Raw genomic sequence first — 12,448 nt, forward strand, 5'->3', positions numbered from 1 at the left:
CCCCCCTACCTTCCTACCTCCCTATCTCTTCTTCCCAGTCCCCAGTCCCCAGTCCCCAGTCATGACCATTTAAAATCTAGAATCTGAAATCTAAAATTGCTCTTTTCCCTGGAGTCCGATCTAAAAAATCATGATGTTGAAGTCAATAAAATCATTTCGTTGGAAGTCTATAGTCTTACCCTGGCAACAAACAGACCTTTGGCTATTTCTGCTGCCTCTGGGACTTTCCATCTTAGGCGGCATCATGATCCGTAGTACAGAACTTAATCAAATTACGCATTTATGGTGGAAACCTTGGGTTTTCGCTTTGAGTGGTTTAGCATTAGTGCTGACGATATTGGTCGTAGCAGCACAATATGTCGCTCATGAAAATTGGCAGCAATGGTTAATTGGTGGTCTAGCTTTCGGTTTGATTGTCATTAAAGCCTTTTTAGAAGCTCCCAAGTGGGCAGAACATATCCTCATTGCTGTAGTCGGTTTAAGCTTGATGCTTTTATGCGCTCGCTGGCGTTATGAAAACTTGATTAAATGGCATTGGGTTATCTATGGCATTAGCAATCTGTCTCTGATTTTTGTGATGATTGCTGGTACGAGTGCCAAAGGTGCCCAACGTTGGATTGCTATTGGTTCCTTCAATGTTCAGCCTTCAGAATTTGCTAAGTTATCGTTGATTATTACTCTAGCCGTGCTATTAAGTGCTAAAGATTCTGCGACTATGGGTTCTTTAGCCCGGTCTTTGGGAATTACAGCTGTTCCTTGGGCTTTAGTTTTTTTACAACCAGATTTAGGAACTTCTTTGGTTTTTGGGGCAATCACTCTGGGAATGCTGTATTGGGCTAATGTAAATCCCGGTTGGTTACTCTTGCTCAGTTCTCCTGTTGTCTCGGCAATTTTGTTTAATGTTTACTTACCGGGATGGTGCGCTTGGTCAGCATTAATGGCAGTGGTTGGCTGGAAAACTTTACCTTGGCCAGTTAGAGGTGCTGTTGGTGCAGTGGCGATTAATTTAATTGGTGGTGAAGCTGGACATATTTTTTGGGGTTTATTGAAGGATTATCAAAAAAATCGCATCATTACCTTTTTGAACCCGGAACACGATCCTTTAGGTTCGGGTTATCACTTGATTCAATCTCGGATTGCTATTGGATCTGGTGAATTGTGGGGCAGGGGTCTGTATCATGGAACTCAAACTCAGGGAAATTTTGTTCCTGAACAACATACGGACTTTATTTTCTCAGCAATTGGTGAGGAACTGGGTTTTGTGGGTTGTATTGCGGTTTTGCTAGTTTTTTGGTTCCTCTGTCTGCGTTTGGTGATGATTGCTGAGAGTTCTAAGAATAATTTTGGTTCTCTGTTAGCTGTTGGTGTTTTGGCAATGATTGTGTTTCAGGTAATTGTCAATATTGGGATGACGATTGGGATGGCACCTGTGACGGGGATTCCTTTGCCTTGGGTGAGTTACGGGCGATCGGCTATGTTGACCAATTTTATTGCTGTAGGATTGGTAGAATCGGTGGCAAATTATCGACAGCGACTTAAGTTTTAGTTTTGGCAACCCAGTAATTAATAGTAAGCTAATAATGAAGCAATCACTGAGGAGATAATCATGTTTTTGCCCGGATCAGCTGTGCGTGTTAAAAATGTCAATGATATTTATTATGGTTTTCAAGGGTTAGTACAACGAGTTACTGATGGTAAGGCAGCTGTGTTGTTTGAAGGTGGTAACTGGGATAAATTAATCACTTTTCGCCTTTCCGAATTGGAACTGGTAGATACAACTGCTGGTAAGAAAAAGGGCAAGTAAACAAGTAATAGGTAGTAGGTAGTAGGTAGTGGGTAGTGGGTAGTGGGCTGCCTGCTCTATCTACTACTTTATAACTGGAGACTTGAGTTAATAAATAACTAAATTACCAACTACCAATTACCAACTACCAATTACCAACTACCAATTAGCTAAAATTATGCGTCTTCCTTTACCACAATTTGCTGGTGGGACTCGCCACCCGAATCATTTTGCTGAGGTGATAGTAACCTCAACTTCGGAGTTTTTGGCTCAATGTTTGGAACCAGAGACTTTAAGTTTTCCGGCGATGCCTCCTTTTGGAAGTTGGGTGCGATCGCTCGATGAAGAATCAGATAATCTGATTTATGCTGTGGTTTATCATGCCACTACTTCACCAATTGATTCTGTACATCGCGCCCGTGCTTTAGGAATGTCTTTGGCGGAGTTACGGGAAGAACAACCGCAAATTTTTGCGATGCTAAAAACTGAGTTTAGTGCTGCTATTGTGGGTTATAAAACTCCGGGAAAACAGCAAAGTTTTTATCAACATATTCCTCCCCGTCCTCCGCAAATTCACCAAGCTGTTTATTTCTGCGAACCTGAAGAAATTATTGTATTTAGTGAAGAGTTAGATTTTTTGCGAATGCTCCTGCAAGTGCCGCAAGCGCCTGTGGATGCACTTTGCGCGGCGGCGATTCGAGGAATTTATCAGCTAAGAAAGGGCGATCGCACTTGGTTGGTGAAAGCTGGACGTTATTTAAGTACATTACTTCGTGATGATTACGATCGCTTAAGAGTGATTCTAAGCCAAATCCATTTGTGATAAAATAACTGTCTTTGTTAAGTTAAGATAATTGTAAATTTAACAACAATTAAAATTTCGATAAAAATCCATTTGATAAATCTTTTTTACCTTAAGACATAGTATTAAATCTATCCATAGGCTAGTAGACTCAGTATTTTTTATCAGGTTAAATTAATTTGGCTTAAGTTTTGAACCATTACCTTTTACCCTAAACTCAAAAAAATCTAAACATCAGAAACAAAGCAATATTGATTTTGTTTCCCAGTTCATTCAGCCCCTTTATCTAACCTGCCACATTATGGAATCAATTTTGCACGTAGTTCAGCAGCCAATTGTGCCGTTTGCGATTTTGCTGGCGGTAATTCTTACTGTACCTCCATTATTTGAAAAATTACGATTACCGGGATTAGTTGGTTTACTAGCAGCAGGTGTTATCCTTGGCCCTAATGCTTTAAATATACTGCAAACTAAACAACCAACTATGGAATTACTTTCAGACATTGGGTTAGTTTACCTGATGTTTGTTGCAGGTTTAGAAGTTGATATGGAACAGTTCCGCAAAACTAAATATCGTTCCGCAGGTTTTGGCAGTTTTACCTTTATTGTGCCGCTAATTTTCGGAACAATTGTGGGGCGATTTTTTGGTTTTGATTGGAATGCTTCAATTTTAATTGGTTCTCTGTTTGCGTCTCATACACTTTTGGCTTATCCAATTGTGAGTCGTCTTGGGGTGGTAGGAAATGAAGCAGTTACAGTAACAATTGGGGCGACAATTTTTACTGATATTGGTGCTTTGTTAGTATTAGCTGTTTGTATTGCCATTCATAAAGGTGAGTTTTCTTTAACTAGTTTATTCACTTTGTTGGGAATGTTAATTGTTTATTCTGCGATCGTCTTATTTGGTTTTGATTGGGCAGGAAGGCAATTTTTCCGACGCACAGGTGACGATCAAGGTAATCAGTTTTTATTTGTGTTATTAGCAGTTTTTCTGGCTGCTTTGGGGGCTGAATTAATCGGGGTAGAAAAAATTGTTGGGGCTTTTTTGGCAGGTTTGGCGGTGAATGATGCGATCGGAGAAGGGCCTGTCAAAGAAAAAGTAATATTTGTCGGTAGTGTCCTATTTATTCCGGCTTTTTTCGTGGATATGGGATTACTAATTGATATTCCCGGTTTTCTGAAAAGTCTGTCATCAATTTGGCTGACATTGGCAATTGTTTCCGGTTTAATTATAAGTAAATTTTTAGCTGCTTTGTTTGCTTCATTAATATATCGCTACAACAAGCAAGAAATGTTAACTATGTGGTCGTTATCTATGCCTCAAGTAGCGGCAACTTTAGCAGCCACGTTGGTAGGTTATCGGGCGGGAATGTTGAATGAAGGAGTCTTGAATAGTGTTTTAGTATTAATGCTAGTAACGGCTACTTTAGGGCCATTAATTACTAGTAAAGTTGCTCCGGGTTTGCGTTTAGCTGAGACTAATGTTGTTTCTGTGGAGCAAAAAACAGAAATAGAGGAAGAAGAAAAAGTTAGTTCTCGTTTTTCTGTTGTAGTGCCAGTAAGAAATCCGCAAACAGAAAGATTTTTGATTGAAATGGCGGCGATTTTGGCAAAGCATGAAGGTGGGAGAATTTTGCCTTTAGCTATTCCCCAAGCTCACGCTCACATGGATGCTTCCGAGTTGGATAAGGCTCTAGACCGAAATGAAATGTTACTTGAAAGAGCAATGGAAATGAGTCGAGAATTAGGCGTGGAAGCAGAAGCAATATTACGAATTGATGATGCTGTTGCTCAAGGAATTAGTCGTGCTAGTCGGGAAAAAAATGCTAATTTAATTGTGATGGGTTGGAGTAGTCGCACTAGTTTCCGAGCACGTTTGTTTGGAAATGTAATTGATGGGGTTTTATGGGCTTCTCATTGTCCGGTGGCGATTACCCGCTTGCTGGATTCACCTAGTAAGATTCAGAGAATTTTGGTGCCAATGGAAAATTTTACTAATCAAGCTGTTAGGTTAATAAGATTTACCAAAATTTTAGCAGATGCAAATCAGGCACAAGTAACTTTGTTAAATGTTTGCGATCGCCGCACTTCACCTACTAAAATTGCTTGGACAACTTCTCAGATGAATTTGTTAGCTGAAAAATGGATGCCTGACATTAATACTGATATTAAAGTCGTGGCTAATGATGATATTGTAAAAGCAGTACTTATTGCGTCTCAACTTTCGGATTTAGTGGTTTTGCGATCGGAACGGCAACGCACTGCGGCAGGATTAGCAATGAGCAATATTACTACTGAAATAGTGCAGCAACTTCATTGTTCGTTCGTGTTGTTGGGAGAACCACAAAAAAATTATCCAGAAGTTGTTTCTTACTAAAATTAAAATTTCCTATAGCAGGATGGCGGAAATAAGTAGCCAATTACAAAAGGCTTAAAACTCAACTTTACAAGTATTCTTACCTTCTGCCTTCTGATTTCTGCCTTGGAGCTTTTCCCAGTAAGAAGCGAGTTTAGATGATTAAATTTCGTGGGATTCTTCCATAATTTCAACGATCACCCAGCCGATATAAGAAAGCGCCAGTACCAGTACAACGGAAACTAGATAAGCCTGTGCAAATGTTTGCAGTGCGGAAGAGAAGGAAATGTATGGTGCCATAATTTGGCCTCCTGAACATTATGCTATTTCTAATATTCCCTCAATTGTGGTCTTTTTATCTACTGATTTATAGTGATTTATACTCAATCTATTGGCTGAGTTTGCTTAGCATTCGTAATAATTACTATAAGCAAAGCAAATTAGGGGAATGCGATCGCTAAACCCAATGAACTAAGATGAATTAAGGTGTTTTACATTATTTCAATAGAGGAGAAAATTGCCCTAATCCTCTCCCCTGCTACCTCAACTAGTAAATTTAGATGCTCCACAGCTTAATGAGTACGGCGACAAGGATTTTGTAAAAGTTTACCGTCTCCATCTATACTAAAATCTTGTCCGGGTATTAAACCCTTAGCAATTAACTGTTTATAGTTATTTACAGCAATTATTTTCTTGATTTCGCTTTTAATCTCCGTCGGAATTAGATTTTCTGCACACCAAAAAAATAAATCTATATCAAACCATAACAAACGTTCGATACTTACCAAAACTACACCAGCTACCTCTTCTAGAGTTAATTGTGCTTTCAAACTCATAATTAAGTCAGAAACAATCTCCCGATGGCGAGTCATCATCGCCGTAGTCAACTTAGAAATTTCTTCTTCTAACTGGAAATAATTCATGCCAAAAATACCTTTTATTTACCAAACGTACAGCTTGTTCGTTAATAAATTACCGTTTTGCTAAGTATACCCAAAGGTGGATACAAATATATCTAAAGCAGGATGGCAAATTATAAAATTTTTTTCAATTTTTATCCCTAATTGATTAAATATTTGTCAAGATGAGATAGTCTGGTTATTCTGTGCGGTACTCTGGAAGAAGTCCTATAGCTAGTGGCTCTGGAAGTTGCTAGATTTTGTTATGGGAATACAATATCCGTACAAGCTCTAGGAAGGTCCGATCGTAATAAAATAGACTCAAGACTTTCTCATCTAAATAGTTGAGTGTGGTAGCAATAATGAAAGCTTTATCCTTGCTTGATGAAGTCGTCAAAAACTTAGAAGAACATCAAAATGCTTTACGTATCAAAAAACTCATTTATGCAATTTGTAAAAGTAAGTGGGAAAATGATGCCAATCAGTTAAATAGCATAAAATTAAAAGAACTAATTCAAGAATTGCAAATAGCAAATCCTACTTTAGATTATTTGAATCATTCCTTAGATAAACTTGTCAAAACATTGAATAAACCAATGGAATATGCCTTAGTTGCTGATGTGATTGCTGAACAGATGACAAGGCTTTATCCAGATTCACAAGAAGTTACCCAACAAGTTGTCAAAAGCAATCCTGTGCCACAATCTTTAGAGTATAAACCCAATTTAGGCTGGGATGAACCGCTAATAAGTTACGATACCTTTGAATTGCGGGTGGAGATTATGAAATATACTAATCCACTCCGGGCAAAAATATTGGCTTATTCGATTATTTATCATCTATTGGACTTTAGTTGCCAACAAGATTGGTTAAGTTTAAAAACCAAAGAATTAGACGTTTTGTTGCACAAGCTATTTGATAAATGCAAAACTTTAAAAGACTTAGAATATAACCTGCAAACAGTAGCGAAAAACTTAAATCCAACAGATGAATATACACAAGCAGCAGGGGCAGTTTATCAAGCAATGAAACGTTACTATGCTAACCGGGAGTCAAATCAATATGAACTAGAAAATTTTGTCATGAATTTTGAGGGAGAAATTACAGGCGCGAAAGATGATCTAGATGATGGCGAAGAAACTTGTCAAATTCGCCCATCTTAAAACTTGAGAAAATTTATATTCACAAATACACCAATATGAACCCTAATGAACTGTTAAAACGTTATGCCGCAGGTGAAACACAATTTGTGGGAATTAATTTGCGGGCTGTCAATCTTTTTAATGCTGATTTGATTGGCATAACTCTCAAGGGCGCAGATTTAAATGGAGCTAATTTAATTTTTTCTTATTTGAGTCGAGCGGATTTACGCAAAGCCAATTTAATTCGTGCCAAACTTGATGGTGCGATCTTAAATCAGGCAAATTTAACTGCTGCTAACTTACATAATGCTGATTTACATGGCGCTAGTTTAAAAGGTGCTGATTTACGCAGTGCAGATATTACCTTAGCCAATCTTTTAGATGCTAATTTAATGGATGCAGATTTGCGGGGAACTAATTTAAGTGGCGCTAATCTCACAGGTGCTTGCTTGCGGGGAGCAAATTTCCGGGAAGAAAAGAGAATTTACACGGCGAATTTAATCGGCGCAAATTTACACAAAGCTGACTTACGCGGAGCTAATTTAACAGGTGCAAATTTAGCAAAAGTAGATTTGAGTGGGGCTAATTTAACGGAAGCAACTTTAAGAGAAGCAGATTTAAGTGGTGCTAATTTAGCTGGGGCAAAATTGGGTAATTCTTATCTCAATGATGCCAATTTGAGTGGGGCTAACTTAGCAGGGGCTTATATGCGGAATACTAAATTAGAACGGGCAAATTTAACTGATGCAGATTTGACAAATGTAGACTTACGCGATTCTTTGCTGACGGATGCCAAGATGAGTAAGGCGAAAATGAGTCGGGCAAATTTGAGTCGCACGAGATTAATTAAGGTAGATTTGAGTCGGGTAGATTTGCGGGAAGCTAACTTATCTGAAGCGGAATTAATTGAGGCTTATTTGGCAAGGGCTGATTTTTCTGGTGCGAATTTGCGAAAGGCGAATTTGGCAAGGGCAGAATTGAGTAGTGCTAATTTAATGGGTGCAGAATTGGCAGGTGCTACTATGCCTGATGGTACAACTCATGAATAAAGGAATTTTATAACTGAAATTTGTTTTGTGTTGTTACTTTGTTAGCTTTGATCCCCCCTAACCCCCCTTAATAAGGGGGGAACCAAACGAAGCTTTGCTATTAACATTAAGGGGGAAATCAGAATCAAAGTCTCCCTTGTTATAGGCGTAGCCTTCCCGCAGGGTAGGGGGATTTAGGGGGATCTAAAACTTAGAAACTGAGCTTATTAGATTTTTGGTAAAATTGGGAAGTCTTTTTTTTACCGCAGATGAAAGCAGATAAACGCAGATGTAAATGTAGCTTTTTTGTTGGGTTCGCAGATGAAAGCAGATGAGTTTTGATGATAGTTTGATAACACACAAGTCTGAGAGAGCGTTACACTAGAATATTGGTAGACAAGCTGGGAATTATGACTATTTTTACATTGCGATCGCTAAAAAAAGACTTCGGTATCAAAGAAATTCTCAAAGATGCCAGTTTTAGTTTAGATGAGGGTGATAAAGTTGGGCTAATTGGCACTAATGGTTCGGGAAAATCGACTTTATTGAAAATGATCGCAGGTTTAGAACCAATTGATAGCGGCGAAGTTTGGGTTAATTCGGGTTCTAAAATTGTCTACCTACCTCAACAGCCAGATTTAGATGAAAATCATACAGTTTTAGAGCAGGTTTTTGCTGATAGTGGCGAACAAATGGCGTTAGTGCGGGAATATGAAGAAATTTCCGATAAACTAGCTCATGGACATGGAGATCATGACAAATTAATGTCGCGGTTGTCTAGTGTTTCGCAACGCATGGAAGAGGTGGGTGCGTGGGAATTAGAAACCAACGCCAAAGTGATTTTAAGTAAGTTGGGAATTGAAGATTTTGATGCCAAAATTGGCGATTTGTCTGGCGGTTATCGAAAAAGAATTGCTTTAGCAACGGCGCTTTTATCGGAACCTGATGTGTTATTAATGGATGAACCAACGAACCATTTAGATGCGCTTTCTGTGGAGTGGTTACAGAGTTATTTGAATCGGTTTCGCGGTGCTTTGTTGTTAATTACGCACGATCGCTATTTTTTGGATAAAGTTACTAATCGAATTATTGAGATCGATCGCGCCGACCTTTACACTTATTCTGGTAACTACGCTTATTATTTAGAGAAAAAAGCTGAATCTGAAGAATCAGCTATTAGTAGTCAGCGCAAACACGCGGGAGTTTTGCGCCGGGAATTAGAGTGGTTAAAAAGAGGGCCAAAAGCACGCAGTACTAAACAAAAGGCAAGGATCGATCGCATTCGAGAAATGCAAGCGCAAGAGTTCAAACAAACGCAAGGAAAAGTTGAAATCTCTACGGTTGGGCGACGGATTGGGAAGAAAGTAATTGAACTAAAAGAAATTTGCAAAAGTTATGGCGATCGCACTTTAATTAAGGATTTTACATATAATTTTAATCCCGAAGATCGCATTGGAATTATTGGGAGTAACGGCGCAGGAAAATCCACTTTAATGGATATAATTACCGGAAAAGTGCAACCAGATTCGGGAACAGTCGAACTTGGTTCAACAATTCATATTGGTTATTTCGATCAACACTCAGATGATGTAAATATAAACGAAGAACAACGAGTAATAGATTACTTAAAAAATATCGCTGAACTGGTAGAAACTTCCGATGGAAGTGTAATTACTGCTTCGCAAATGTTGGAAAGGTTTCTGTTTCCACCGAATCAACAATATGCACCAATTAGTAAACTTTCCGGTGGGGAAAGACGGCGATTGTTTTTATTAAAAGTGTTGATGAGTGCGCCAAATGTGTTGATTTTAGACGAACCAACAAATGATTTAGATGTGCAAACTTTAGGGGTTTTAGAAGAGTATTTGGAAGATTTTAATGGTTGTGTAATTGTGGTATCGCACGATCGCTATTTTCTCGATCGTACTGTTGACGTAATTTTTGCGTTTGAAGATGGGGGAAATATCCGACAATATCCCGGAAATTACTCGGTTTATTTAGATTATAAAGCTGCCGCAGAAACCGAAGAAAAAGAACTTAAAAAAACCAAGGAAGTTTCAGAATCTAAAGATTCTAAACCCAAAATCGAAACTCCAAAATCCGATCAACCTCGTAAACTCTCTTTTAAAGAAAAGCGGGAATATGAAGAACTAGAAAATAAAATTCCTAAAATGGAAGCCGAAAAAGAAGCAGTTGAAAAAACTCTCTACAACAATCCTCCCAGTGATTTTAATGAATTACAAAAGTTAACTGATAAGTTGGCTGAATTGACGGAAGCGATCGATTCTGCTACAGAAAGATGGTTAGAATTAGCAGAAAGAGTAAGTTAATTGTCTGTTGTGAGGACTTTAGTCCTTCATTTGTCACAAAGCTACGACTGAAGTCGTCACAACGGACAGTTTTATTAACGTTGAACAGCAGTAGAATTTGACCTTTTCAAAACAATTCTTTCCCCATAATTCAGCAACCTTTCCAAACTAGCTAAACGATTATTCCAAGTTTGCACTTGATAGCTATTCTTCATAGAATGTAATCGCATCCAACCGCTAAATTGAAAACGAAAAAGTGTTAAAGCTTTCTTCGCAGCATCAAAATTACTCGCATTTGGTTTTTCTGCTAAACGATTGAATGCTTTTAAAAGTTCTGCGCTTTGAGTGTTATATTGCGATCGATCGTTTGGCGACATCAATAATTGATTTGAACCTAACAAAAAGTTCCATTCCTTTTGAAGAAGTGTTAACCGACTCGCCGCTGCTGCAAAAGGTTGACGCAAAGGGAATGGTTCTTTATTATCCCGTCTAACAGTTGCTTGCGTGCGATTAAAAATTCCCTGCAAACTATTACTAAAATGCTCCATTGCAAACAAAGCATAACCGCCATTTGGGGAATCTCTCACTAATTGAATTTGATCGATCGCACTTAATTCAGGTAAATTTAAAAGTAAAATTCCCGGTAAAACTAAAGTTCCACCTAAAGTATCATTATTAAGCCAAGGTTCCGCCAACCTTTGAAAACTATTCGTATCTTGAGCATAAGCCATTGGTAAAATTAAATCTACATCACCTCGCCGCGCCCAAACTTCCCAATGTTGCTGCAAATTTTGAATTCTTTGGGCTTCTGGATAGCCAAAAACCGCTACCGATAAAATTAAATCAGACCGTTTTTGTCGCAACATTTGGGCTACTTCCGCCACAAAAGAATTAACTTGCTCAGTGCGAAACTCAGTCCATTTTTGCCAAAGAGGACTATTAGGAGAAATATTAATTGGATCGACACCAGTTAATTGTTGAAATTGCTGTCGCGCTGCACTTCCATATCCATAAACAAAACCTCGTCTAGGGTCTTGAAAAGGGTAACGAATATAATCTAATTGCAATCCATCTACTTTATAACGGCTAACAATTTCCTCAAATAACTTAAGTAAATATCGCCTTGCTTCTGGATTTGCTGGATCTAAAAATGGCTTGGTTTGTTCCAGAGGAATAATGTTACCTCGATTATCATAATTTGCCCAATCTGGATGGGCTGTTAATACCGGGCCAAGATAGTTTGGTGGTTGATTTAAAATTGTGTTATGGCGTTGATTTCCGATCGCAAAAGTCCAGACCCAAGCGTGTAATTCCATCCCCCGTTCATGCGCCAGTTTAACCGCCGCTTTCAACGGGTCCCAACCTTTAGTTAAAGGGTTTTGTTCCGGTGCAACTTGACTCGGATAAATCGGATAACCAGCATTAACAACTTCAAAGAAAACAGTATTAATTCCTGCTTGTGCTAAACGGTCAAAAACTTTAGCCAAACCTTGTTCAGAACCAGCTTGAACGATCGTTCCTCGGTCTAACCAAATAGCCCGAATTTCGGAATTTTCCACCAAGCGATCGAGCGGGTACAAATTCCACAAACTAGCCCTTGTTTTTAACCATTGACTCCGCGCATTACCATAGTCTCTATTAGCAATTAATTCCGGCAAAGATTGCAAAACTTCTCGCGCTTGTTGCAGCGTATTTGCTGCTGATAATTGATTAGTAGTTAAAGTAGTAGCCGCAACAGTCATCGCAGTATTTCCCACCTTTCCCTCTGCAATTCTCACCGAACTATTAGCAGCATTAGCAGTTAGTAAAGCACTTTCCACCCTACCAATTAAATTTTCTAACTCTTGGCGCATTGCGATCGCCTCCTGCGGCGAAATCGCCTCCGCCCCAGGCGCAACCCGAATCCCCGCCATCGCTACCCTTTCCGTAGGGTCGGGAACTGGTGATTGGCGATTGGGGACTGGGGACTGGGGACTGGGGACTGGGGACTGGCGACTGGCGACTGGTGATTGAGGACTGGGTACTACTGGAACTATTAGGGATTGAGGATTGGCGACTCGCGACTGGCGACTGGGTATTAAAGTCGAGGAAGAAACAAACGAGTTTGCCCCTCTGCCCCCCTGCTCCCC

The 12,448-nt window shown here is 39.1% G+C and carries 10 protein-coding genes; 7 read left to right on the top strand and 3 right to left on the bottom strand.

Features of this window, described 5'->3' with window-relative positions; translation table 11 throughout:
* The first annotated feature begins 130 nt into the window (after positions 1–130).
* The 4 genes from rodA to IQ264_RS27980 all read left to right on the top strand — a co-directional run bounded on the left by rodA (position 131) and on the right by IQ264_RS27980 (position 4,962).
* Entirely contained in the window at positions 131–1,546 is a 1,416-nt protein-coding gene (rodA, locus tag IQ264_RS27965; protein ID WP_228061880.1) for a rod shape-determining protein RodA, read from the top strand.
* A gap of 60 nt (positions 1,547–1,606) precedes the next feature.
* Positions 1,607–1,804 carry an NAD(P)H dehydrogenase subunit NdhS gene (locus IQ264_RS27970; protein WP_193985124.1) on the top strand — a complete coding sequence of 66 codons (198 nt, stop codon included), beginning with the start codon at positions 1,607–1,609 and terminating at the stop codon, positions 1,802–1,804.
* 157 nt (positions 1,805–1,961) lie between these two features.
* Entirely contained in the window at positions 1,962–2,606 is a 645-nt protein-coding gene (locus tag IQ264_RS27975; RefSeq protein ID WP_193985126.1) for a hypothetical protein, read from the top strand.
* A 280-nt stretch (positions 2,607–2,886) separates the two neighbouring features.
* Positions 2,887–4,962, top strand: a complete 2,076-nt coding sequence (locus IQ264_RS27980; protein ID WP_193985128.1) for a cation:proton antiporter — start codon at positions 2,887–2,889, stop codon at positions 4,960–4,962.
* Positions 4,963–5,103: 141 nt separating this feature from the next.
* Here the strand turns inward: IQ264_RS27980 and IQ264_RS27985 are convergent, their stop codons facing one another.
* The gene (locus IQ264_RS27985; RefSeq protein WP_193985130.1) at positions 5,104–5,241 is read right to left on the bottom strand and encodes a hypothetical protein; all 138 of its coding nucleotides are present in this window, start codon (positions 5,239–5,241) and stop codon (positions 5,104–5,106) included.
* A 272-nt stretch (positions 5,242–5,513) separates the two neighbouring features.
* On the bottom strand, positions 5,514–5,864 hold the full coding sequence (locus tag IQ264_RS27990; protein WP_193985133.1) for a hypothetical protein: 351 nt from the start codon (positions 5,862–5,864) through the stop codon (positions 5,514–5,516).
* Between the two features lie 338 nt (positions 5,865–6,202).
* On the opposite strand from IQ264_RS27990, the gene IQ264_RS27995 reads away from it, so the two are divergent.
* From IQ264_RS27995 to IQ264_RS28005, 3 genes are all read left to right on the top strand, one after another.
* Complete coding sequence (locus tag IQ264_RS27995; RefSeq protein WP_193985135.1) at positions 6,203–7,003, top strand: hypothetical protein; 801 nt, start codon at positions 6,203–6,205, stop codon at positions 7,001–7,003.
* Between the two features lie 35 nt (positions 7,004–7,038).
* On the top strand, positions 7,039–8,031 hold the full coding sequence (locus IQ264_RS28000) for a pentapeptide repeat-containing protein (RefSeq protein WP_193985137.1): 993 nt from the start codon (positions 7,039–7,041) through the stop codon (positions 8,029–8,031).
* A 389-nt stretch (positions 8,032–8,420) separates the two neighbouring features.
* Entirely contained in the window at positions 8,421–10,340 is a 1,920-nt protein-coding gene (locus tag IQ264_RS28005; RefSeq protein ID WP_193985140.1) for an ABC-F family ATP-binding cassette domain-containing protein, read from the top strand.
* A gap of 74 nt (positions 10,341–10,414) precedes the next feature.
* On the opposite strand, the gene IQ264_RS28010 is transcribed toward IQ264_RS28005, so the two are convergent.
* The coding region (locus IQ264_RS28010) for a glycoside hydrolase family 10 protein (protein ID WP_193985142.1) at positions 10,415–12,448 on the bottom strand (2,034 nt) is incomplete at its 5' end.

Origin of the sequence: [Phormidium] sp. LEGE 05292 (genome assembly GCF_015207735.1) — a bacterium.
Lineage (GTDB): Bacteria > Cyanobacteriota > Cyanobacteriia > Cyanobacteriales > Aerosakkonemataceae > Floridanema.

Coding starts and splice junctions, on each gene's coding strand:
- IQ264_RS27970 (WP_193985124.1), top strand. CDS start 1,607: ATGTTTTTGCCCGGATCAGCTGTGCGTGTTAAAAATGTCAATGATATT.
- IQ264_RS28000 (WP_193985137.1), top strand. CDS start 7,039: ATGAACCCTAATGAACTGTTAAAACGTTATGCCGCAGGTGAAACACAA.
- IQ264_RS28005 (WP_193985140.1), top strand. CDS start 8,421: ATGACTATTTTTACATTGCGATCGCTAAAAAAAGACTTCGGTATCAAA.
- IQ264_RS27995 (WP_193985135.1), top strand. CDS start 6,203: ATGAAAGCTTTATCCTTGCTTGATGAAGTCGTCAAAAACTTAGAAGAA.
- IQ264_RS27975 (WP_193985126.1), top strand. CDS start 1,962: ATGCGTCTTCCTTTACCACAATTTGCTGGTGGGACTCGCCACCCGAAT.
- IQ264_RS27990 (WP_193985133.1), bottom strand. CDS start 5,864: ATGAATTATTTCCAGTTAGAAGAAGAAATTTCTAAGTTGACTACGGCG.
- IQ264_RS27985 (WP_193985130.1), bottom strand. CDS start 5,241: ATGGCACCATACATTTCCTTCTCTTCCGCACTGCAAACATTTGCACAG.
- rodA (WP_228061880.1), top strand. CDS start 131: ATGATGTTGAAGTCAATAAAATCATTTCGTTGGAAGTCTATAGTCTTA.
- IQ264_RS27980 (WP_193985128.1), top strand. CDS start 2,887: ATGGAATCAATTTTGCACGTAGTTCAGCAGCCAATTGTGCCGTTTGCG.